Below are 23,124 nucleotides of genomic sequence, written 5' to 3' on the forward strand. Positions count from 1 at the left end.
CGTCGTTTCGTTTCATGTAATAGTTTTTGTTACATGAAACGAAACGAGCGCCTTTCCGTCGCCCTGCACGTCCTGCTGCACATGGTCGAGCGCGACGGCGAGCCCATGACGTCCGCCGAAATGGCGGCGTGTGTGGATACCAACCCCGTCGTCATCCGGCGAAGCTTCGCCGGCCTGCGTGAAGCCGGTATCGTCCAGTCGGACAAAGGCCACGGTGGCGGCTGGCGGCTGGCGCGAGCACCGCGCGAGGTCTCGCTCATGGACGTACAGCAGGCACTCGGCGGCCACATCGTAGCCGTCGCCGCCCGCGAGGAATCGCCCGGCTGCCTGGTCGAACGCGCGGTAGTCGACGCGGTCGACGATGCGTTGCTCGAAGCAGAGCGCGTCGTTGAAGCCCGTCTGGCGAAGATCACCCTGGCCGACCTGGCAAAAGATGTCCGGCGAATCGCCAAAGCCACCGGCCACTCATTCGGAGCCAACCACCATGTCGTATGACGTGATCGTTATCGGCGGCAGCTTTGCGGGGCAAGCCGCTGCCATCCAGCTCGCACGCGCACGCCGTCGGGTACTTGTCATTGACGCGGCAAAGCCAAGAAACCGTTTTGCAAAGGCCGCGCACGGTATCGTCGGCCACGATGGCAAGCCACCGCGCGCCATCGTTCAGGAGGCGACGCGCCAGCTCCTGACCTACCCTACGGCCGGTTTCGTCGACGGCGAAGTCGTGAGCGCCAGGCGCATCGGTGACATCTTCGAGATCGCGCTTGCCGATGGGACCTGCGAAACGACTAAGCGGCTGATCCTCGCCACCGGCGTCATCGATGAACTGCCTCCGCTGAAGGGCTTGTGGGAACGCTGGGGTAGCACGGTGATTCATTGCCCTTATTGCCACGGCTATGAGGTAAGCGACCGCCTGCTCGGCTCATTGGCAACGTCGCCGCTGTCCGCTCATCAAGCCGCCATGCTGCCCGACTGGGGCCCCACCACGTACTTCACCCAGGGCGAGTTCGAGCCCGACGAAGATCAGCTCACTCGCCTGCAGGCGCGAGGTGTCACGATCGAGCGCAGCCCCGTCGTCGCCCTGCACGGGGACGCGCCGGGCCTGACCGCGGTGGATCTGGCAGACGGAAGACGGCTGCCGATCGGGGCGTTGTTCGTCGCACCGCGCGTGCGGCCGTCGAGCCCGATGTTCGAGCAACTGGGCTGCGCGACGGAGGAAGGCCCGCTCGGACCTTACGTGCGCGTCGACGAGTGGAAGCAGACGTCGGTCCCGGGCGTCTATTCCGCTGGCGACGTATCGACCGCCATGCACAACGCCAGCTTTGCGGTCGCCTCCGGTGTCACCGCGGGCGTCGGCGCGCACCAGTCACTGATGGCCTGAGCGACGCGACACGTCTTTTTCAATCACGCGACGACGGTGGTAGCGAACGCGACGGCGGAAACCGTCGACACTCCGAAGCGCCACCGTCTTCGCGGACGAGCGCGGTGCCCGAAAGACGCGGCCTGCCAGCTGGATGCCCCAGCGATCGAACGTGCGATCGAACACCATCGCGACGGCGATGACGACCGCGAAGGTCGCCGGGACGGTGAGCATCGCCGCGGTGACCGGATCGAGGGCCAGCCGCCCCGCCATGACGGTGAAAAACCAGGCCGAGAAGCTCAGCAGAATCGGCAGGTGGACAAGGTAGAACGCATAAGAGATGCGCCCCATGAACTGCGCGGGCCGACTCTGCAATACACGGTCGAAGCTTCCGCAGCGGACGACGTATAGCAACAGAATCCCGCCGACGACGTTGAAGAGTGCTTTGCGCTCGTTGTCCGCAAGCGGCAGCGCGTGCGTCCAGTCGTACCAGGGCGATACGTCGAAGCCACCGCAGATAATCGCTCCGACGACGGCCAGGGCCAGCAGCGGTTTCGACGACGTGAGGCGTGCCTCGCCAACATGGCTGCCGGCAAGGAACGCCGTGTAGTACGGCCAGTCATGGGGAAAGAACCACGCGAGCAACGCCACCGCGAACGCGAAGTTGAGCGGCGCCGCACGCCCCGGCAGCGTCAATGAGCGATAGGCGAAGACGAACATCGAGCCGAGCAGCTCGATCTTCATCGTCCAGAGGGTCGGATTGAAACGCGACCATCCACCGAGAATCGTGCCGTACGTACCATCGCGCAGCGCCTCGATGAAGTCCGGCGGCTTCTTCCAGAAATCAGCCAGCCAGGTCGAACCGGACAGGTGACCCGCCTCAACCGCGTGACTCCACCCCATCGCCATGACGAACCAGGCGAACATCACCGACCCGAAGATCGGTACGCCGAGGCGCAGGTAGCGACGCGACGCGCGCAACCGGAACGAGCCTGTATCGCCTGTGTCGATGAAGGACTTGGTCAGCACATACCCGCTGAGCACGAAGAAGATGCATACCGCGAACTCGCCGTTCCAAAGCACCGAAAGCGGCTGGAAGGCGATCACATGATCAACCACGCCACGCATGGCGTCCGGCGTGGTGGTATCCGGGTAGATCCAGGCGAAGCCGCCCGGCAGGAAAGCCAGGAAGAGATGGCACAAGAGCACGTTCACCGCGGCGAGACCGCGCAGGCCGTCGGCTGAGATGTCTTTACGCATCGACCTTCCCGCTGCAAAAAGGTCATGGAAACAAGCCCCGGTTGGCCGTACGGTGAACGCAGGTTCTTCCGTTCGGGCTGGCTTTGGGAAGATGACGGTCGCGTGAGGACTTGCGGAGCAGGCCGACGCCCGGCAAGAATCGGCCATCGATGCCGGGGGATACACCATGCGCCGCCTGATAGCCGCCGTGACTTTCACGTTTGCCGCGCTCTGTGCCTTTGCCGACTCGCCGGCCTCACAGACCGCGCCAGCTTCGTATTTCGACAACACCGGACGCGACGACGTGCTCTCGGGCGGTCAGAAGTCGATCGTCATCGATACGCCCAAAGGCAAGTTCAAGGTCTGGACCAAGCGCGTCGGCAACAATCCGACGATCAAGGTTCTGCTCCTGCACGGCGGGCCGGGCGCCACGCACGAGTATTTCGAGGCGTTCGACAGCTACTTCCCCGGCGCCGGCATCGAGTATTACTACTACGACCAGCTGGGTTCGGCCTTCAGCGACAAACCCACCGATGAATCACTGTGGGAAATTCCCCGTTTCGTCGACGAAGTGGAGCAGGTCCGCCGGGCGCTTCACCTGGACAAGGATAACTTCTACCTCCTCGGCCATTCCTGGGGCGGCGTGCTTGCGATCGAGTACGCGCTCAAGTACCCGCAGCACCTCAAGGGCCTGATCATCTCCAACATGGTCGACAGCATCCCCGCGTACAACGAGTACGCGAACAAGGTGCTCATGCCCGCTATGGACCAGAAGAAGCTCGCCCAGGTCAAGCGCATGGAGGCGGAGAATAAGACTGCCGACCCCGCCTACATGGCACTGCTGATGCCGATGCACTATGAGCAGCACGTGCTGCGCATGCCGGCCGACCAGTGGCCCGAGCCCGTGGAGCGCGCGTTCGGCCACATCAACGAGCAGATCTACGTGTCGATGCAGGGCCCCAGCGAACTCGGTGCCAGCGGCAAGCTGCTGCACTGGGACCGCAGCAATGACCTGAAGAACATCAGGGTGCCGACTCTGGTCATCGGCGCCCGTTACGACACGATGGACCCCAGGTACATGGAAGCCATGGCGAAGAAGATGCCGGACGCGCGCTTCCTGCTCTGCCCCAGGGGCGCGCATATGGCGATGTACGACGACCAGACCACGTACTTCACGGGGCTGATCGGATTCCTGAAGGACGTGGACGCGGGTAAACCCCTTCGCTGAGGACGTGGTCCTTCGGCAGTCTTCGCTCCTGAGACGGCTTTCTGGCAACATCACCCGGTTAACGACGCGCTGATGCGCGCCAGCCGGACAGCCAAACCCATGAATCTGCAAGCCAATTACGAACAGATCCCGCTCAAGGACTACGCCGAGCGGGCCTATCTCGACTATTCCATGTATGTGGTGCTGGATCGCGCCCTGCCCTTCGTGGGCGACGGCCTGAAGCCGGTCCAGCGCCGCATCATCTACGCCATGAGCGAACTGGCGCTGGGCGCCACCGCCAAGCCGAAGAAGTCGGCCCGCACCATCGGCGACGTCATCGGCAAGTTCCATCCCCATGGCGACTCGGCGTGCTACGAGGCGATGGTCCTCATGGCCCAGCCGTTCTCGTATCGCTACCCGCTGGTCGACGGCCACGGCAACTTCGGCTCGCCGGACGATCCGAAGAGCTTCGCCGCCATGCGGTACACGGAGTCGCGCCTGACGCCTATCGCCGAGGTCCTGCTCTCCGAGCTGGGCCACGGCACAGTCGACTGGGTACCGAACTTCGACGGCACCATGAACGAGCCCTCGTGGCTCCCGGCTCGCGTCCCGCACGTGCTGCTCAACGGCTCCATGGGCATCGCGGTCGGCATGGCCACCGACATCCCTCCGCACAACCTGCGCGAGGTAGCCAGCGCCTGTATCCGCCTGCTCGACGACCCCGACGCGACGATTGCCGACCTCTGCGAGCACGTACAGGGGCCGGACTACCCGACCGACGCCGAGATCATCACGCCACGCCGTGAACTCGCCGCCATGTACCAGAACGGTACCGGCTCGGTGCGCGCGCGTGCCGTCTACGTGCGTGACGAGGGCAACATCGTCATCACGGCGCTGCCGCACCAGGTGTCGCCTTCCAAGATCCTCGAGCAGATCGCCGCGCAGATGCGCGCGAAGAAACTGCCGATGATCGAAGACCTGCGCGACGAGTCCGATCACGAGAACCCGATCCGCCTCGTCCTCGTGCCGCGCTCCAGCCGTGTCGACGTCGAAGAAATGATGCAGCACCTCTTCGCCACGACGGATCTGGAGAAGAGCTTCCGCGTCAACATGAACATGATCGGCCTCGACGGCCGGCCGCAGGTGAAGGATCTGAAAATGATCCTGAGCGAGTGGCTGCGTTTCCGTACCGATACGGTCACGCGCCGGCTCACTCATCGTCTGGGCCGCGTCGAGCGTCGCCTTCACCTGCTCGAAGCGCTGCGCATCGCTTATCTCAACATCGACGAAGTCATCCGCATCGTCCGTACGGAGGACGAGCCGAAGCCGGTGCTCATGGAGCGCTTCCGTCTCGATGACGAACAGGCCGACTACATCCTCGAAACCAAGCTGCGCCAGCTGGCCCGCCTGGAAGAATTCAAACTCAACGAAGAGCGCGACAAGCTCGAAGAAGAGCGCGCGCGCATCAACGTGCTGCTGAAGTCGCCGGCCAAGCTGAAGAGCCTGATCAAGGAAGAACTGCGCGGCGACGCCGAGAAGTTCGGCGATGAGCGCCGCTCGCCCCTGATCGAGCGCAGCGTGGCCCAGGCCCTGGACGAGAGCGCGCTGGTCGCCTCCGAGCCGGTCACCGTCGTCCTGTCGCAGAAGGGCTGGGTACGTGCCGGCAAGGGCCACGAGATCGATGGCGAAGCGTTGTCCTACCGCGACGGCGACAGTCTGCTGGCGATCTCGCGTGCGCGCACCACGCAGCAGGTCGCCTTCATCGACTCGACCGGTCGCGCCTACGCCACGGCGGCACATACGCTGCCTTCCGCACGCGGCAATGGCGAGCCGCTGACCGGGCGTTTCAGTCCACCTGCCGGCGCCCGCTTCGACGCGGTGGTCACCGCCGACAACGACACCCGCATCGTCCTTGCCACGGACTTCGGCTACGGCTTCGTGACGCGTTTCGAGGCGCTCACGGGTCGCCAGAAGGCGGGCAAGCAGATCATCAGCCTGAGCGATGGCGCGCGCGTGCTCGCCCCGGCGATCACCGCGGACCCGTCGCGCGACCGTATCGTGGTCGTCACCGGCGAAGGCCACCTGCTCATGTTCTCGGTGGCCGAGCTGCCGGAACTGGACAAGGGCAAGGGCAACAAGCTGATCGAGATTCCGAAGGCCAAGCTGGCCTCGGGCGAGGAACGCGTCGTTGGCGTGGCCGTTGTCACCGAAGGCAAGGGCGAGGTCACGCTGTATGCGGGACAACGCAAGCTGACGCTGAAGTGGGCCGATCTGGTCGAGTACGGCGGCAGCCGTGCCACTCGCGGCGGCGTGCTGCCGCGCGGACTGCGTCGCGTGGAGCGGATCGAAACCACCGGTTGATCGGGTGATTTCGTGAACCCGGCGGGCCGCGGTTGAATGCGGCCCTGCCGGGGCCATCGCCATCAGGGCCGGCGATACGGCTCTAGAGCCGGGTGACACTCCAGGACACCATCCGCCCGTCCTTGTACGGCATCACCCCGTGAAACGGCCGCGGGTCGTCATCGAAGACCAGCGGCAGGAAGTGACGGTCGCCTTCCCACATCGGCAGGGCGTCCAGCCCATCCACCGGCACCCACTCGAGCGCACCCTCGGGGTTGGACTCCATCGGCGTGCCGCTATAGCGGTCGATGATGAAGATGAAACCCAGCCAGTCCTCGCCGTGCTTGCCGAAGCCCGGCCAGTTCAGCGTGCCGCGCAGACGCATTTCCTGGCATTCGATGCCCGCCTCCTCGAGGATTTCGCGGCGCATGCAGGCGGCGATATCTTCGCCGGGTTCCATCTTTCCGCCGAGGCCGTTGTACTTGCCCAGGTGGTGATCGTCCTTGCGGGCGTTGCGATGGATCATGAGCACACGCTGGCCGTCTGGCGAGAGCACGTAGCCGAGCGTGGCGACGATGGGCGTATAGGGCATGGCGATGACGCTACCGGGGAAAAACCCGGGAGTTTACGCCCTCCGGACGCGAAGACGCCGTCTGGCCCCTTGCGCCGCCCGTCCGACCCGGCGACCATCGGCGCATGCCCCACCCGTCTCTTCCCCGCGTGACCCCCGCTTTCCTCCTCCGCGCCATGGTCGCCGCCGCCGTCACCGCGTCAGCCATGGGCTGTGCGCCGGCCGCCGATGCCGTCGACAGCCGCGAGGTGGTGTTCGACAGCCAGTCGTACTTCGCCGTCACCGTCGACACCCGGCAGGAAGACATCGAACTGCACTGGCGCAACCCCGACACCGCCCAGCCCTTCGGCAGCATCGAGGCACTGAAGACCTGGACCACGAGCAAGGGCCGGCCGCTGTCGTTCGCGACCAACGCGGGCATCTACGATCGCGACTACAAGCCGCTGGGCCTCTACGTCGAAGACGGCAAGGCGCTGGTCCCGCTCAACCTCGCTCATGGCAATCCGCGCTCCGGCAACTTTTCGCTGCTGCCCAACGGTGTCTTCGCCGTCTATGACGACGGCAGTGTCGAGGTGCGCACGACGGAAGCCTTCAGGGCCGCCGCGCGCAAACCGCGCTGGGCGACGCAGTCGGGACCGATGCTGGTGATCGACGGCGAGGTCAACACGCAGTTCGACAACGGATCGGACAGCATGAAGTGGCGTAGCGGCGTCTGCGCGAAGTCATCGCATGAGGCCGTCTTCGTCGTCAGCCGGGCGCCCGTGAACTTCCACAGTTTCGCCCGGCTGTTCCGCGACGAACTGGGCTGCCGGGACGCGCTGTTTCTCGATGGAACCATCTCGCAGGCGTTCACCCCGGATGACGGCTACGCCGGTGCGCCCGCCTTCATGACCAAGCCCTACGCGGGCATGGTCGCGGTGTTCCCCAAGGGCCGATAACCCTAGCGATAAGGCAGACTGACGGTCATGCCGTCCGACCACCCGACACGCGCCTTCGCACGGTAGGTCGGGTCGTACGACAGCTGATACGAGGTGCAGGCCGGCCCATTGGCGCAGGTGTTCAGTCCGGCCTCGTACACCACGTGGTACGGGAGCTGGCGCCCTTCGTTGCCGGTCAGCGGAATCTCCCAGACGATTTCGTGCCGGGGATTGAGCGTCGAGGCCAGAGCGGTGACGTCGGCCAGGCTTCCATGGTATCGGCGCGCCAGTATCCACTGGAACAGCGCCGGTACGTCGGGCGTCCACCACGTGCTGCGATAGGACTCGTTGACGGCGCTGCTCCGCACGCGTACGAGAGGCAGGTCGATGCCCGCCGACGTGGCTTCGGTCCGCATCAGGTTGAAACCGAAGGTCATGGAGATGCCCTGCTTGCCCTCCGAATCCATCGAGCGCGAGAATTTGACCTCGCCGCCGAATGCCCAGCTTTCGCCGAAGGACACGTTGACGTTACCGCCCGACGAATCCTGCGGATAAAGCTTGCGGAGTACCGGAGACACCGGGCAGTCGTCCGGCCGGAAGGCGCGTGGCGCGTCACACCGGAAGACATGGGTATCGCCGGTCGCCGGAAACGTCGAGTTCAGCGGCCACGCGGTGACGACATCGCGGTGTTCGATGCTGCCCCAGCCCGAATGGATCGCCACGTCCATCAGATAACGGAGTTCGTTCCGCGACGGGTCGAGGAAGGCGTGGAAACCGTCGCGCCGGGTGAACCCGGTTCCGGCGCCGTCGCCCAGCGTCTTGGCCCATAGCAGGTAGCTTGCCGTGCCGCCCTGCGTCTGATCCTCACGACGGATCAGCGCCCATTCGGTCGCCAGCGTCAGACGGGGCACATCGGACGAGGCGAACGGTTCGATGGTGAACTGCGGTGCCTCCGCACGGTGCAGCGACAACGTCCCGTACTGGCACCAGCGACGGACCTCGCGGCGGAAATCGTGACGCTCCTCCGAGCTGGGCAGGCGCCCGTCGAACAGGACGCGCAGCATTTCGCGACTGAAGCTGCGGCACACCGATGAAGGCGATGTGGCGAGGACGCGGAAGTCGACGTGTCGTCCTTCGCGCGGGGCGGCAGCGAGCGGGGCGGCAGCGCGCGGGGCGGCAGCGAGCGGGGCGGCAGCGAGCGGGGCGGCAGCGCGCGGGGCGGCAGCGCGCGGGGTCCGACGGGCGGCAGGCAGGGGATCGTCCCACGGCCAGCGCGAGAGTGCGGCCTTGCGCGCCGCATCGTCCTCACTGTTCAGACCGAAGATGCCCAGCCCCGTGGCGGCGTCGAGGAGGATCGTGTTCGTTTCCGGCCATACGCGGACGAACGATGGCCGCATGCGCGCGAGGACGTCCGGAGACCCGGCCAGCGCGATCCGACCGCCCTCGCCGACGAGCCTGTCCAGGAGACCTCGCACGACGTCCGGCGTATCGGTCGCCTCGACGGTCAGGATCGTCACGGATGGAACGCTGACCTCATCGACCGAGAGGGCGAATCCGGGGAGTGGCGCCAGGGCGCATAGCAGCGCGGATGCCACGAAGCAGTGCCTCATGCTGTTCTTCCTTGAACGGTTGGGTGGCGAATGCTCGCACCCGAAAGGCGCACACGCTGCCCGCGACCGACACATCCGGGTGTCGGCGAGAGGCCTCAGCTTACGAAAGCATACGTGCGCAAATGGCCTCGTAGAGGTCCGGCAAACGCTCTAGGTCCGTCACCGACACGCACTCGTCGACCTTGTGGATCGTCGCGTTCACCGGGCCGAGCTCGATCACCTCCGCACCCATCGGCGCGACGAACCGGCCGTCGCTGGTACCGCCGCCCGTGCTCTGCTCGGGATCGATGCCGCACACATTGCGACAGACGCCGACGACGACCTCGCGCAAGCGCCCGCCCGGCGTGGCCAGAAACGGATGCCCCGAGAGCTGCCAGTCGATGGAGAAGTCGACGCCATGGGCGCGCAGGATCGTTTCCGCCCGCTCGCGCAGGCCGTCAGCGGTACTCGCCGTGGAAAAACGAAAGTTGACGAGGGCCACCAGCTCGCCGGGGATGACGTTGTTCGCCCCCGTACCCGCGTTGATGTTGGAGACCTGGAACGAGGTCGGCGGAAAGTCGGCGTTGCCTTCATCCCAGCGTTCCGCCGCCAGCGCGGCGAGTGCGGGTGCGAAAACGTGGATCGGATTGTTCGCCTTCTCGGGATAGGCCACGTGACCTTGCACGCCACGCACCGTAAGCGTCCCCGACAACGAACCCCGGCGACCGACGCGGATGAGATCGCCCAGGCGCTCTTTCGCCGAAGGCTCGCCCACGACGCACGCATCGATCCGCTGCCCGGTTCTCCCGAAGTGCTCGACCACCTCACGGACGCCGTGCAAGGCCACACCTTCCTCGTCGCTGGTCAGCAGCAAGCCGACCGTGCCGGCGTGCGCGGGATGCGCCGATACGAAGCGCTCGAGCGCGACCACCATCGCCGCGACCGAGCCCTTCATGTCCGCGGCGCCACGACCGTAGAGAGCGCCGTCGCGTTCCGTCGGCTCGAACGGTGGCGATGCCCATGCGCCTTCCGGACCGGTCGGCACGACGTCGGTGTGGCCGAGAAAGGCCAGCACCGGACCGCCGTCGCCATGCGTCGCCCAGAGATTGTCGACATCGCCAAAACGCAGATGCTCGATGCGAAAGCCCACCGCCGCAAGACGCCCGGCGATCAGCGGCAGACAGCCGGCATCGTCCGGCGTGACCGAACGGCGGCGGATGAGGTCACAGGTCAGGTCGAGGACGGCGGACATTTATTTTCCGAAGCGTTTTTTGAAGGCATTGTCCGTGAAGCCGACGCTGACCTCGTCGCCGTCGACCACCACGGGACGCTTGATCAACGCCGGATATTCCTTGAGCAGCAGCGTCCACTCCGGGTCGCTGCGCGGATCCTTGCGCTGCGGCAACAACGTGCGCCACGTGGTCGACGCCTTGTTGATCAGCTTGTCCCAGCCACCGAGCTTCTCCGACCACGCTTTCAGCGTCGACGCAGGCACCGGGTTCGCCCGGTAGTCGACGAACTCGTGTTCCACCTCGAACCGGCCAAGCCAGTTGCGCGCTTTCTTGCACGTATCGCAGTTCGGCAAACCGTAAACGATGATCGCCATGACTCAGTCGCCGCTGCGCAGGAGTTCGTTGATGCCGGTCTTCGAACGGGTCTTTTCATCGACCTGCTTGACGATGATCGCCGCATACAGGCTATGGCTCCCGTCCTTCGACGGCAGACTGCCGGAGACGACGACGCTGCCCGCCGGCACGCGGCCGTAGGAAATCTCGCCCGTGGCGCGGTTGTAGATACGCGTCGACTGGCCGAGGAACACGCCCATGCCGATCACCGAGCCCTTCTCGACCACGACACCCTCGACGACTTCGGAGCGGGCACCGATGAAGCAGTTGTCTTCGATGATGGTCGGATTGGCCTGCAGTGGCTCGAGCACGCCACCGATGCCGACGCCGCCGGACAGGTGTACACCCGCGCCGATCTGCGCGCACGACCCGACCGTCGCCCACGTATCGACCATGGTGCCGGCACCGACGAAGGCGCCGATGTTGGTGTAGCTGGGCATGAGCACGACGTCTTTCGCGATGTGCGCGCCGCGACGGACCAGCGCACCGGGCACGACGCGCGCACCGAGCCGCCCGTATTCGGTGGCATCGCCATCGGTGAAACGCAACGGCACCTTGTCGAACGCGCTGGACGGACCGCCGTCGACGACGACGTTGCCGTTCATCCGGAAATACAGCAGCACGGCTTTTTTCAGCCACTGGTTGACCTTCCAGCCGCCGTTGCCATCGGGCTCGGCGACGCGGTGCTCACCCGATTCGAGCAGATCGAGCACCTGGTTCACGGTGTCGCGGAGGCCAGCCTCGATTTCGTTCTGGGTGAGGTCGGCGCGACGCTCGAAGGCGTCATCGATTACGGATTCAAGCGTCTGCATCTGCATTTACGACAGTCCTGGGGGTTTCGAAACCGATATGGCGAAGCAGGCAGGCGCGCAGGATCTCCCGGTGCTCGGAAGACAACGGCGCATTGCCGCGATCGGTAAGTTGGAAGAAATCTTCGACGCGCTCACCGAAGGTCGCGATCCGCGCATCATGCACGCGCACCTCGGCTTCGGCCAGCGCCTGCGCCACGGCGGCGAGCAGGCCGGGGCGATCGGTGCATACCAGCGCGAGCTGGGTGCGCTCGCCCGCATCGACGAACTCGATGCGTGGCGTCATCTGGAAATGGCGAAGGTGGCGGGAGATGCTCCGCTTGGGCGGCCCCTGCCCGGCAGGTTGCTCGAGCGCGTGACGCAGGCGCGCGCGCAACTCTTCCGCGCGCTGCAGCGATGCCGGCGCCTGCGAGTCCGACTCCAGCAACAGGAAGGTATCCAGCGCCATGCCCGTGTTCGACACGAGCACGCGCGCCTCGACGACCGAGAAGCGGAGACGATCGAGGACCGCGGTGACGGTGGCGAACAGGCCGTCCCTGTCGCTGGTGTAGATGAACAGCTCGGTGCTGCCGCGGACGGAGAACGGATGCACCTCCACCAGCGGCGTGGCTCCGCGCGATCGCAGGATGGCCGAGGTCTGCCAGGCGATCTGCTCCGGGCGGTGTCGAAGGAAACTGCTATCCGGGAATTCGGACCAGATCCGCGCGACCTCGTCGGCGGCGACATGTTCGCCCACCAGAATGCCCAGCGCACGCTCGCGGCACTCACGCACGCGCATGCCCGAGTGCGACGGCGGTGTGAGATCGCTGCGCAAGGCAAAACGGGTCGCCGTGTACAGGTCGGCCAGCAGGCGATCCTTCCAGGCATTCCACAGTTTCGGGCTGGTGCCGATGATGTCGGCGATGGTCAGCAGGTAAAGATGATCGAGATGCTCCCAGTCGCCGACCGTTGCCGCGAATCGATGCACGACATCGGGATCGGTAATGTCCTGACGCTGCGCCGTCGTGCTCATCAGCAGGTGATGGCGCACCAGCCAGGCGACGAGATCGATGTCGTCGCCCGGAAGACCGAGGCGTGCGCAGAAGGCGCGGGCATCTTCCTCACCGAGAACGGAGTGATCGCCGCCGCGCCCCTTGGCGATGTCATGGAACAACGCCGCCAGCAACATGAGTTCGGGCTTGTCGATGTGCGGCCAGATCTCGCACGCGATCGGGAAGTCGCGGCGCGCCGCCGGATCCGCGAAGCGCGCGACGTTGCGCAGGACGCGCAGCGTGTGTTCGTCGACCGTGTACACGTGGAACAGGTCGTATTGCATGCGCCCGACCACCTTGCCGAACGCGGGAAGAATCGCCGCGAGCAGGCCATGGCGATTCATCCGCCATAGCGCCTCGACGGCCGGCGCCCCGCGCTTCAGCAGCGTGAGGAACGCTTCGAGCACCCTCGGATCATCGGCAAGCAGTTCGCCATGCGACGATACCGCGTGCTGGATACGCCGCATCGTTTCGGCGGTGAAGCCCGTGATCCCCGGCTCGTCGAGCCGCGCGATGAAAATCTCCACCAGAGCCGCCGGGCGGCGGACGAACAGCTCGGGATCGCGCACGGTGATGCGTGAACCGTAGCGCAGGTAGTCGGTGCCCACGCTCTCGGGCTCGCTCCGCGGATCCAGCATTTCCTCGAAACGTTCGACCAGCTGCGTGCCCGAGCGCTCGATCTGCGTGGCGGCGCGGTAATAGCCCTGCATGAACTGCTCGACGCCGAGGTTCTTCGCGTGCTCGTCCTCGAAGCCAAGCCGGGTAGCGAGCGCCCGCTGGTAATCGAACAGGAGGCGCTCTTCGGCACGCCCCGCCTCCAGATGCAGCGCATAGCGATAACGACGCAGGGTTTCCTCGGCGCGGGTCAGCCGGGCAGCCTCCACGGGTTCCAGCAGACCCTCGGCGACCATGGCATCGAAGTCCGGGGCATCGGCCAGCCGACGGCCAAGCCAGCGCAACGAGTCGAGCGTGCGCAGACCACCCGGCCCGTCCTTGAGGTTCGGCTCGAGATTCTGGGCGGTATCGTCGTAGCGCGCATGACGCGCGTCGCGCTCCGCCAGGCGCGCGGCCAGGTAGGCGCGCGGTGACCACAGGGCGGGATCGTCGAGGATGCCGCGGAGCTCCTGGCCCAGGATCGGCCAGCCGGCCAGACGCTTCGCGTCGAGCAGGCTGGTGAAGACGCTGGCGTCCTGCGCGGCCAGTTCGCGGCATTGCGCGACCGTCCGCACGGCGTGGCCCGGCTTCAGGCCGATATCCCACAGGCAGCTGAAGAAGTTTTCCAGCGCGCGGTAGAGGGCCGGCGAGCTCTCGCCGACCAGAGCCAGAAGGTCGACATCGGACGCGGGAAACAGCATGCCCCGACCGAACCCGCCCACCGCGAACAGCGCGGCGGCGGCGAGATCGCCCAGGCAGGCGCCCCATGCGTGGACGACCACGCGCTCCACGATCTCGGCCCGGCGACGGGCCAGCGCGGAAGCATCCTCACCGTCGTTGAAGGCGACGGTGAGCGCACGATCGACGTCGCCCATCAACTGACGGAGGGCGCGCCGCGCGTCGGGCGACACGCCCGAGCGGGGGACCACGGCGGGCAGGCGTGGAAGCGGTGGAAGCGTCACGTCGAAGCCCTCGGTGGAGTAAAACGAAAATCGTGTGTCAGGCGGCGTCCGGCCAGGGCGTCAGGATCTCGAAACCGTCGTCGGTCACGGCGATCGTGTGCTCCCACTGCGCGGACAGGGAATGATCCTTCGTGACCACGGTCCAGCCATCCGGCAGCGACTTGGTCTGCGGCTTGCCGGCGTTGATCATCGGTTCGATGGTGAAGGTCATGCCCGGCTTCAGTTCCAGCCCGGTGCCGTTACGGCCGTAATGCAGCACCTGCGGCTCGTCGTGGTAGACCTTGCCGATGCCGTGGCCGCAGTACTCGCGGACGACCGAAAAACCGGCGGCTTCGGCGTGCTTCTGGATGGCCGCACCGACGTCGCCCAGCGTGGCGCCCGGTCTGACCGCCTCGATGCCCTTCATCATGGCCTCGAAGGTGGTATCGACCAGCCGTCTGGCCAGCACGCTGGGCGTGCCGACGAAATACATGCGGCTGGTATCGCCGTGCCAGCCATCCTTGATGACCGTGACGTCGATATTGACGATGTCGCCGTCCTTGAGGACCTTGGTTTCGGTCGGAATACCGTGGCAGATCACATGGTTGACCGAGGTGCAGACCGTTTTCGGGAAGCCCCGGTAGCCGACGTTGGCGGGGATCGCCTTCTGGACGTTCACGATGTGGTCGTGGGCCAGGCGATCCAGGTGCTCGGTGGTCACACCCGGCTTCACGTGCGGCACCAGCATGGCCAGAACCTCGGCGGCCAGACGGCCCGCCTCGCGCATGCTCTGGATCTCTTCAGGGGTCTTCGGTACGACTGCCATGGCGGTTCTCTCTGTTCCTTTGCCCTCGGGGTGTAGGGCCTGCCAGGAAAATGGCGGCGTCCCCGATGGAATTCCACCCCGATCTTGCGGCTGGGCGGTTCCGAAGGCTACAATTAGCGAGTTTTGCTGTCCGGCGAAGCCACTTATCCGTGGCCACGGCGGCGATACGAAGCGCGATTGTAACCGCATGGAGCCATCCTTGGCCCGGCCAAACCGTCGCATTTAACGCCACACACGCATCGGCACCGCCTTCGGGGTGCCTGGTCCGAGAGGACCGGGTCGAAGCCGGGGATGCGTGGAGGTCCCAACCCCCATAGAACCGCTCGATGCGGTTCGCCCAGGAGTAATTCCATGGCACAAGTCACCATGCGCGAGATGCTGGAAGCCGGCGTCCATTTCGGCCACCAGACCCGTTACTGGAACCCCAAGATGGCTCCGTACATCTTCGGCGCCCGCGGCAAGATCCACATCATCAACCTCGAGAAGACCCTTCCGCTCTTCACCGACGCGATGAACTTCCTCTCGGGCCTGGCCCAGAAGGGCGGCACCATCCTGTTCGTCGGCACCAAGCGTTCGGCTCGTGAGTCGCTCGCCGAAGAAGCTTCGCGCGCCGGCCAGCCGTTCGTCACCGCCCGCTGGCTCGGCGGCATGCTGACCAACTTCCGCACGGTCAAGCAGTCGGTCGCCCGCCTGAAGGAACTCGAAGCCGCCGAAACCGACGGTTCGTTCGAGAAGCTGGTCAAGCACGAAGTGCTCGCCCGTCGCCGTGAGCGCGAGAAGCTGCAGAACTCGCTGGGCGGCATCAAGGACATGAACCGTCTGCCGGACGCCCTGTTCATCGTCGACATCGGTCACGAAGACATCGCCGTCCAGGAAGCCCGCAAGCTCGGCATCCCGGTCGTCGCCGTCGTCGATACCAACTACGACCCGGCCCTCGTCGACTACGCCATCCCGGGTAACGACGACGCCATCCGCGCCATCCAGCTCTACGCCCGCGCCGCTGCCGACTCCATCCTGGAAGGCAAGGCCGCCGCTCCGAACGCCGCCCGTGGCGACGCGAACGAGTTCGTCGAGATGGACGAGGAAGGCAACCCGGTCGCCAAGGACGAGGCCGCTCGCGGCGATCGTCGCGGCGCCCCGGCCAAGAAGGGTGCTCCGCGTCGCGAAGGCGGCCGTGACGGTGGTCGTGGCCGCGCGTAAGCGCCCCACCCCGTCCAGCTCTTCCGTTTCATCCGGCGCCGCGGCATGTCCGCCGCGGCGCCCATAAAAACTTTGAGGAACTACCATGGCTGAGATTTCCGCCAAGCTCGTCAATGAACTGCGTCAGCGTTCCGGCGTCGGCATGATGGAGTGCAAGAAGGCGCTCGTCGAAAACAATGGCGACATCGAAGTGGCGATGGAGTGGCTGCGCAAGAACGGCATGGCCAAGGCTGACAAGAAGGCTGACCGCGTCGCTGCCGAAGGCCTCGTCGCCATCGCACAGAAGCCCGGCGTCGCCGCCCTGATCGAAGTCAACAGCGAAACCGACTTCTCCTCGCGCAACGAGCAGTTCATCCAGTTCACCAAGGACGTCGCCAACGCCGCCCTCGAGTCGGGCGTCAACGACATCACGGCCCTCAAGGCCGCGAAGCTCGGCGACACCACGGTCGAGGAAGGCGCCAAGGCACTGACGCTCACCATCGGTGAGAAGTTCGACGTCCGTCGCATGGCTAAGATCGAGAGCACCGACACCATCGGCGCCTACTCGCACAGCGGCCGCATCGGCGTGCTGGTCAACCTGAAGGGCGGCTCGGAAGAGCTGGCCAAGGGTATCGCCATGCACGTTGCCGCGATGAACCCGAAGTTCGTCAAGGTCGAAGACGTCCCGGCCGATTTCCTTGAGAAGGAAAAGGAAATCGAGCTGTCCAAGATGACCGACAAGGACAAGGCCAAGCCGGCCGACATCCTCGACAAGATCGTCTCGGGCAAGGTCAACAAGATCCTCGCCGAAGTGACCCTCGTCGGCCAGCCGTACGTGCTGGACGGTGACGTCACGGTGGCTGAAGCCCTCAAGAAGGCCGGCGCCGAGATCATCTCGGTCCAGCGTCTGGCCGTTGGTGAAGGCATCGAGAAGGTCGTCGACGACTTCGCCGCCGAAGTCATGAAGCAGGCCGGTCTGGCGTAAGCCTCACCTCCTGGCACGACCTGAAAGAGCCGCGAGCGATCGCGGCTCTTTTTTTGTTTCCACAACCCTGAACGAACGCAGGAGCGAAAACGCGAAACCCGGAAAACGTGACCTTGGCGCAGGAATTCACATAGCTGTAACAACCGACCACGCGTTAAACTACGGCCGTTTTGCCCCACACAAACTGGAGATCCCCGAATGAGCAATCCGCTGAAACACCGCCGCATCCTGCTCAAACTCTCCGGTGAAGCCCTGATGGGAACCGAGGACTACGGTATCGATCCCAAGGTGATCGGCCGCCTCGCCAAGGAGATCCTCGAAGTGCGCGATGCCGGCGTACAGATCGGCGTCGTCATCGGCGGCGGCAACATCTTCCGCGGCGCCGGCCTGGCTGCCTCGGGCATGGACCGCGTCACCGGCGATCACATGGGCATGCTGGCCACCGTGATGAATGCGCTCGCCATGCAGGACGCCATCGAGAAGCTGGGTGGCGAAGCCCGCACGATGAGCGCCATCAAGATCAACGAAGTCTGCGAAGACTTCATCCGTCGTCGCGCCATTCGCCACCTCGAGAAGGGCCGCGTCGCCCTGTTCGCCGCGGGTATCGGCAACCCGTTCTTCACGACGGACTCCGCGGCCGCCCTGCGCGCTGTCGAAGTCGGTGCGGACCTGTTGCTCAAGGCGACCAAGGTCGACGGCATCTACTCGGCCGATCCGAAGCGCGACCCGACCGCCGAGCGCTATGACCACCTCACGTACAACCAGGTGATCGAGCGCCGTCTCGAGGTCATGGACACCGCCGCCATCGCGCTGTGCCGCGAGAACAAGCTGCCCCTCCGCATCTACGACATGACCCAGCCGGGAAGCCTCATGCGCATCATGCAGGGCGAGCCCGTAGGCACGCTCGTCAACGCCGGCTGAATCCGCCGCTATCCGGCGCCCTGAGGGGCGCCGACGATCCTTGGCGCGCTGCGGCACGGCCGCACGCGCCCTCACTGCTATACTCGTCTGCTGACCAGTTCGACCGGAAACCAGCCCATGATCAACGACATCAAGAAAGATGCTGAGACCCGCATGGGCAAGAGCATCGACTCCCTCAAGCACGACCTCAAGACGATCCGGACCGGCCGCGCCAACGCGTCGATCCTCGACAACATCGTCGTCCCCTATTATGGCTCGCCCACCCCGCTGTCGCAGGTCGCCAACGTGAGCACGCCCGACGCGCGCTCGCTGTCGGTCAAGCCGTTCGACAAGAGCATGATCGGCCCGATCGAGAAGGCCATCATGGCCTCCGACCTCGGCATCACCCCTACCACGATGGGCATGGACATCCGCCTCAATTTCCCGCCGCCGACCGAGGAGCGCCGCAAGGAGCTCGCCAAGAGCGTCGCGAAGGAAGGCGAAGCCGCCAAGATCGCCATCCGCAACGTGCGCCGCGACGCCGTGCAGCATGTCGGCAAGCTGCTCAAGGACAAGGAAATCACGGAAGACGACCAGAAGCGTGCGGACGACGACATCCAGAAGCTGACGGACAAGTTCGTCAAGGAAGTCGACGACGTCGTCAAGGAAAAGGAAAAGGAGCTGATGGCGCTCTGACGCGCCATCGGACCGCATCCATGACCGCGAGGCCCGACGAAGGCAGGGTTCCCCGCCATCTCGCCATCGTGATGGATGGCAACGGGCGCTGGGCCAAACAGCGCCTTCGCCCGCGCACGTTCGGCCACCACGCCGGGCAGAAAGCCGTGCGCAAAGCCGTCGAGTTCTGCCTCCAGCGCGGCATCGCCTCGCTCACCCTGTTCGCCTTCTCCAGCGAAAACTGGAATCGCCCCGCCACCGAGGTGTCGGCGCTGATGGAGCTCTTCCTGAAGGCGATCGACAAGGAAGTGGACGAGCTGCATGGCCACGGGGTCCGCATCCGCTTCGTCGGCGACCTGGACGGTTTCGCGCCGGAACTCCGCCAGCGGATGCTCGACGCCATGGAGCGGACCGGCGGCAACGAGGCGCTCAACCTGAATATCGCCGTCAACTACGGCGGCCGCTGGGATATCGCCAACGCCGCACGGCTGGCCGCCGAAGCGGCGAGCCGTGGCGAGTTCGCCCCCGGCGACATCGACGAGACCCGCCTCGCCACGTACACCTGTCTCGCCGATCAGCCGCCGCTGGATCTGTTCATCCGCACCGGCGGCGAACGTCGCGTCAGCAACTTCCTGCTCTGGCAGATCGCCTACGCCGAGCTCTATTTCACAGACACCCTGTGGCCCGACGTCGACCAGGCCTGCCTCGCCGAGGCTCTCGACGACTATGCCCGCCGGGAGCGCCGCTATGGCCGCACCGGCGAACAGGTCGCCCAAGGCTGACGCCGGACCGCCATGCTGAAACAACGCATCACCACCGCCCTGATCCTGCTTCCACTGGTTCTCGCGCTGATCCTCCTGCCGCCCACCGTGTACTTCGCCGCGGTGATCGCGCTGGTGTTCGTCGGTGCCGCGTGGGAGTGGAGCCTTCTGGCGGGCTGCCGCACCGCCGTCGGCCGCGGCATCGTCGTGGCGGGTGCCGCCGCGCTGCTGCTCGCCGTTCTGCTCATCGCCACGCCGGGCCTGCTCACCGTACTGACTCTCGTGGGCGTGGCCTGGTGGATCGGCTGCTGCTTCTGGTTGCGACACTTCACCTTCGCCGCGGCGCCCAACGCCGAGAACCGCCTGCTGAAGATCGGCACGGGCGTCCTGGTCATCGTGCCGACCTTCGCCGCCGCCATGGCCCTGCACGGCAGCGACCGTGGCCACTGGTGGACCCTGCTTTCCCTCATGATCGTCTGGGCCGCCGACACCGGCGCCTATTTCAGCGGCCGCCAGTTCGGCCGCCGCAAGCTCGCTCCACGTATCAGCCCGGGGAAGACCTGGGCGGGCGTCTATGGCGCCGTGCTCGGCGGCGCCCTGGTCGCCGTGCTCGGCGGCTGGATGCTTGGCGTGAGTGACGCCGCCCACCTGATCGGGCTGGGCGTGCTGGGCGTGCTGACCGTCGCGATCGCCGTCGTCGGGGATCTTTTCGAGAGCCTCATGAAGCGCCACGCCGAGGTCAAGGATTCGGGCAACCTCTTCCCGGGCCACGGCGGACTGCTGGACCGCCTCGACAGCGTCTTCGCCGCCCTGCCGATCTTCGTGGCGGGCAAGATGCTGCTGGGCCTGTAGGCCATGGCTATCCGCAACGTCGCCGTCCTCGGTGCCACGGGCTCGATCGGGGGCAGCACGCTCGACGTCATCGCACGGCACCCGGATCGCTTCCGCGCCACCGTCCTCGTCGCCAACCGGGGCACCGAAGCGCTGGCCGCCCTCTGCGCACGCTTCCGTCCCGACCTCGCCATCGTCGCGGACCCTTCGATGGAAGCGGACCTCGCCCGTCGCCTCGCGGCGCTTGGCGTTCGCTGCGATGTCGCATCCGGCGCCGACGCGGTCAGCGCGGCGGCCGCGGGTCCGCTCTGCGACACGGTCGTGGCCGCCATCGTCGGTGCCGCGGGACTCGACTCGACGCTGGCCGCCGCACGTGCGGGCAAACGCCTGCTCCTGGCCAACAAGGAATCGATCGTCATGGGCGGCGCCCTGCTGCTCGAGGCGTTGCGCGCCGGTGGCGGCGATCTGATTCCGGTCGACTCCGAGCACAACGCCATTTTCCAGTGCCTGCCCGGCGGCCGGCCCGAACTGGCACGCGCTGGCGTGCGCCGGCTGGTGCTCACCGCCTCGGGCGGCCCGTTCCGCGGCCGCACCCGGGCGGAACTGGGCGGCATCACGCCCGATGAAGCCTGTGCGCACCCCAAGTGGTCGATGGGCCGGAAGATCTCGGTCGACTCCGCCACCCTGATGAACAAGGGCCTGGAGGTGATCGAAGCGCATCATCTGTTCGGCGCACCCGCGGACGCCATCGACGTGGTGGTGCATCCGCAGAGCCTGGTTCACTCGATGGTCGACTACGTCGACGGGTCGATGCTCGCCCAGCTCGGCAACCCCGACATGCGCACGGCCATCGCCTGCGCCCTCGCCTATCCGGAGCGGATCGAGGCCGGCGTCGCACCGCTCGATCTCGCCACGCATGCCCGTCTCGACTTCGAAAAACCCGACACGGACACCTTCCGCTGCCTGGCCCTGGCCTTCGACGCCCTCCGGGCCGGAGGCGACGCCACCGCCATCCTCAATGCCGCCAACGAGGTCGCGGTAGACGCGTTCCTGGCCGGAACGCTGCCCTTCCTCGGTATTTCCGAGGTGGTCGAACGCGTTCTTGAGGAACTGCCGGCCAAACCCGTGGTCGATGTCCAGACGCTTGTGGAGCGTGATGGGGAAGCTCGCCGGGCGGCACGGGGCGTGCTCCACCGCGCTTACTGCTAAACTCGCTCCACTCCAACGTTTTTTATCTTCGAGACCCTCTTTTCCTGATGAGCCCCTTCCTCGGTTCCGTGTTCTGGCTGCTGGTCACGCTTGGCGTGCTGGTGACCTTCCACGAATTCGGCCACTACTGGGTCGCACGCCGCTGTGGCGTTCGCGTGCTCCGCTTTTCCGTGGGCTTCGGCCGGCCGCTGTGGCGTCGCGTCGCGAAGGACGGCACCGAATACCAGGTGGCGGCGATTCCGCTCGGCGGCTACGTCAAGATGCTCGATGCCCGCGAGGGTGACGTCGATCCGGCCTGGCGCGACCAGGAGTTCACCGGCAAGTCCGTGTGGAAACGCATCGCCATCGTCGCCGCCGGTCCGGCATTCAATCTGATTTTCACCATCGCCGCCTTCTGGGCGATGTATATGATCGGCAAGCCCGACTTCGCTCCCATCGTGGCCGCCGACAAGGGCAGCATCGCCGAACAGGCCGGCATTCGCCCCGGCGATCGCCTTCTCGCCGTCAACGGCGAGGCCGTCGGCACCTGGAGCGACGCGCTGAACGGCGTGGTCAACGGCCTGCTCGGCAACGAACCACTGCCTGTCCACGTGAAGGGCACCGACGGCTCGCAGCGCGACGTCGTCCTGCCGATCCAGAAGCTCGCCGACAGCGACGACATCGGCAAGCGCCTGACCCAGCTCGGCCTCGGCCTGCAGGCGCCGCCCGTGGTCGGTCAGGTGGTTCCGGGCGATCCGGCCTCCGCCGCCGGCATTCATAGCGGCGACCGCATCGTCAGTGTCAACGGCAAGCCGGTCGCCGACTTCTCCGACTTCACCACGCTGGTCCCCGAGCAGGCCGCCATCTCGCCGAAGCTGGCCATCGGTATCGTGCGCGACGGCCAGGCGAAGACATTCGACGTCACCGCACGCATGCGCTCCGAACAGGGCCAGCCCAGCCGCTGGCTGATCGGCGTCAGCAGCCAGGCCATGGAAGCCGCCACGCTCCGCTACGGCCCCGTACGGGCTTTCAGCGAGTCGCTGCGCGCGACCTGGGCGGGCACCACCTCCACCTTCAACCTGATCGGCAAGATGTTGTCGGGTCAGGCGTCCACCAAGAACCTGTCCGGCGTCATCGGCATCGCGCAGGTCGCCAACGATTCCGCCAATCGCGGCCTGGGCTGGTTCCTCAGCTTCCTGGCCCTGGTCTCGCTGAGTCTTGCGATCTTGAACCTCCTGCCCATCCCGGTCTTGGACGGTGGACACCTGCTGTATTACCTTATCGAGTTGGTCAAAGGCAGCCCGGTCAGCGAGCGCACCATGATCGCTGGCCAGTACGTAGGCATCGCCCTGTTGTTCACCATGATGGGGCTGGCGTTCTTCAACGACATCCAGCGACTGCTTGTTTCTTGACACATCCGTATCACCCAGGCCCCGGACGCTCCCGCGCCCGTAGCCGAACGACGCCGGGCACGAGTCCGGCGCGTGCTCCTCTTCGGT

At 65.8% G+C, this 23,124-nt stretch carries 21 protein-coding genes; 13 read left to right on the top strand and 8 right to left on the bottom strand.

Annotated features, from left to right (window positions below):
• The first annotated feature begins 33 nt into the window (after window positions 1-33).
• Window positions 34-495, top strand: coding sequence for an RrF2 family transcriptional regulator (locus tag FA85_RS05360; protein ID WP_036111104.1), 462 nt, complete (start codon window positions 34-36; stop codon window positions 493-495).
• The gene (locus FA85_RS05365) at window positions 485-1,378 is read left to right on the top strand and encodes an NAD(P)/FAD-dependent oxidoreductase (protein ID WP_036111100.1); all 894 of its coding nucleotides are present in this window, start codon (window positions 485-487) and stop codon (window positions 1,376-1,378) included. The genes FA85_RS05360 and FA85_RS05365 overlap by 11 nt, the downstream gene beginning before the upstream one ends.
• Here the strand turns inward: FA85_RS05365 and FA85_RS20775 are convergent.
• Window positions 1,364-2,617 (bottom strand): acyltransferase family protein, encoded by a 1,254-nt coding sequence (locus FA85_RS20775; protein ID WP_051943365.1) that lies wholly within the window; start codon window positions 2,615-2,617, stop codon window positions 1,364-1,366. The genes FA85_RS05365 and FA85_RS20775 overlap by 15 nt on opposite strands.
• Window positions 2,618-2,783: 166 nt before the next feature.
• On the opposite strand from FA85_RS20775, the gene FA85_RS05375 reads away from it, so the two are divergent.
• Both FA85_RS05375 and parC read left to right on the top strand, forming a co-directional pair.
• On the top strand, window positions 2,784-3,824 hold the full coding sequence (locus FA85_RS05375; RefSeq protein WP_036111097.1) for a proline iminopeptidase-family hydrolase: 1,041 nt from the start codon (window positions 2,784-2,786) through the stop codon (window positions 3,822-3,824).
• A gap of 99 nt (window positions 3,825-3,923) precedes the next feature.
• Window positions 3,924-6,164, top strand: coding sequence for a DNA topoisomerase IV subunit A (gene parC / locus FA85_RS05380; RefSeq protein WP_036111094.1), 2,241 nt, complete (start codon window positions 3,924-3,926; stop codon window positions 6,162-6,164).
• An 82-nt stretch (window positions 6,165-6,246) separates the two neighbouring features.
• Here the strand turns inward: parC and FA85_RS05385 are convergent, their stop codons facing one another.
• Complete coding sequence (locus FA85_RS05385) at window positions 6,247-6,735, bottom strand: NUDIX hydrolase (RefSeq protein WP_036111091.1); 489 nt, start codon at window positions 6,733-6,735, stop codon at window positions 6,247-6,249.
• A 104-nt stretch (window positions 6,736-6,839) separates the two neighbouring features.
• Here FA85_RS05385 and FA85_RS05390 point away from each other — a divergent pair, with 104 nt between their 5' ends.
• The gene (locus FA85_RS05390; protein ID WP_081907389.1) at window positions 6,840-7,652 is read left to right on the top strand and encodes a phosphodiester glycosidase family protein; all 813 of its coding nucleotides are present in this window, start codon (window positions 6,840-6,842) and stop codon (window positions 7,650-7,652) included.
• A 2-nt stretch (window positions 7,653-7,654) separates the two neighbouring features.
• Here the strand turns inward: FA85_RS05390 and FA85_RS05395 are convergent, their stop codons facing one another.
• From FA85_RS05395 to map, 6 genes are all read right to left on the bottom strand, one after another.
• A complete protein-coding gene (locus FA85_RS05395; protein WP_036111086.1) occupies window positions 7,655-9,241 on the bottom strand; it encodes a hypothetical protein in 1,587 nt (528 codons plus the stop codon).
• 100 nt (window positions 9,242-9,341) lie between these two features.
• A complete protein-coding gene (gene dapE, locus FA85_RS05400) occupies window positions 9,342-10,472 on the bottom strand; it encodes a succinyl-diaminopimelate desuccinylase (protein WP_036111083.1) in 1,131 nt (376 codons plus the stop codon).
• On the bottom strand, window positions 10,473-10,826 hold the full coding sequence (locus FA85_RS05405) for a Spx/MgsR family RNA polymerase-binding regulatory protein (RefSeq protein WP_036111079.1): 354 nt from the start codon (window positions 10,824-10,826) through the stop codon (window positions 10,473-10,475).
• Between the two features lie 3 nt (window positions 10,827-10,829).
• Window positions 10,830-11,657: a 2,3,4,5-tetrahydropyridine-2,6-dicarboxylate N-succinyltransferase gene (dapD, locus tag FA85_RS05410; RefSeq protein WP_036117203.1), complete on the bottom strand. Its 828-nt coding sequence runs from the start codon at window positions 11,655-11,657 to the stop codon at window positions 10,830-10,832.
• Window positions 11,644-14,214: a [protein-PII] uridylyltransferase gene (gene glnD, locus FA85_RS05415; protein ID WP_081907643.1), complete on the bottom strand. Its 2,571-nt coding sequence runs from the start codon at window positions 14,212-14,214 to the stop codon at window positions 11,644-11,646. The genes dapD and glnD overlap by 14 nt, the downstream gene beginning before the upstream one ends.
• A gap of 124 nt (window positions 14,215-14,338) precedes the next feature.
• Complete coding sequence (gene map / locus FA85_RS05420; protein ID WP_036111076.1) at window positions 14,339-15,106, bottom strand: type I methionyl aminopeptidase; 768 nt, start codon at window positions 15,104-15,106, stop codon at window positions 14,339-14,341.
• 351 nt (window positions 15,107-15,457) lie between these two features.
• Here map and rpsB point away from each other — a divergent pair, with 351 nt between their 5' ends.
• The 8 genes from rpsB (at window position 15,458) to rseP (ending at window position 23,037) form a co-directional block, all read left to right on the top strand.
• The gene (gene rpsB / locus FA85_RS05425; RefSeq protein WP_036111073.1) at window positions 15,458-16,306 is read left to right on the top strand and encodes a 30S ribosomal protein S2; all 849 of its coding nucleotides are present in this window, start codon (window positions 15,458-15,460) and stop codon (window positions 16,304-16,306) included.
• An 85-nt stretch (window positions 16,307-16,391) separates the two neighbouring features.
• On the top strand, window positions 16,392-17,270 hold the full coding sequence (tsf, locus tag FA85_RS05430) for a translation elongation factor Ts (protein ID WP_036111071.1): 879 nt from the start codon (window positions 16,392-16,394) through the stop codon (window positions 17,268-17,270).
• Between the two features lie 198 nt (window positions 17,271-17,468).
• On the top strand, window positions 17,469-18,191 hold the full coding sequence (gene pyrH / locus FA85_RS05435; protein WP_036111068.1) for a UMP kinase: 723 nt from the start codon (window positions 17,469-17,471) through the stop codon (window positions 18,189-18,191).
• 117 nt (window positions 18,192-18,308) lie between these two features.
• Window positions 18,309-18,866, top strand: coding sequence for a ribosome recycling factor (frr, locus tag FA85_RS05440; RefSeq protein WP_036111065.1), 558 nt, complete (start codon window positions 18,309-18,311; stop codon window positions 18,864-18,866).
• Window positions 18,867-18,886: 20 nt separating this feature from the next.
• Window positions 18,887-19,627 carry a polyprenyl diphosphate synthase gene (gene uppS / locus FA85_RS05445; protein WP_036111063.1) on the top strand — a complete coding sequence of 247 codons (741 nt, stop codon included), beginning with the start codon at window positions 18,887-18,889 and terminating at the stop codon, window positions 19,625-19,627.
• A 12-nt stretch (window positions 19,628-19,639) separates the two neighbouring features.
• Complete coding sequence (locus FA85_RS05450; RefSeq protein WP_036111061.1) at window positions 19,640-20,458, top strand: phosphatidate cytidylyltransferase; 819 nt, start codon at window positions 19,640-19,642, stop codon at window positions 20,456-20,458.
• Window positions 20,459-20,467: 9 nt separating this feature from the next.
• On the top strand, window positions 20,468-21,646 hold the full coding sequence (locus FA85_RS05455; protein ID WP_081907642.1) for a 1-deoxy-D-xylulose-5-phosphate reductoisomerase: 1,179 nt from the start codon (window positions 20,468-20,470) through the stop codon (window positions 21,644-21,646).
• Window positions 21,647-21,693: 47 nt separating this feature from the next.
• Window positions 21,694-23,037: an RIP metalloprotease RseP gene (rseP, locus tag FA85_RS05460; protein WP_036111055.1), complete on the top strand. Its 1,344-nt coding sequence runs from the start codon at window positions 21,694-21,696 to the stop codon at window positions 23,035-23,037.
• Window positions 23,038-23,124: the final 87 nt, after the last annotated feature.

Origin of the sequence: Luteibacter mycovicinus, assembly GCF_000745235.1 — a bacterium.
Taxonomy (GTDB): Bacteria; Pseudomonadota; Gammaproteobacteria; order Xanthomonadales; family Rhodanobacteraceae; genus Luteibacter; species Luteibacter mycovicinus.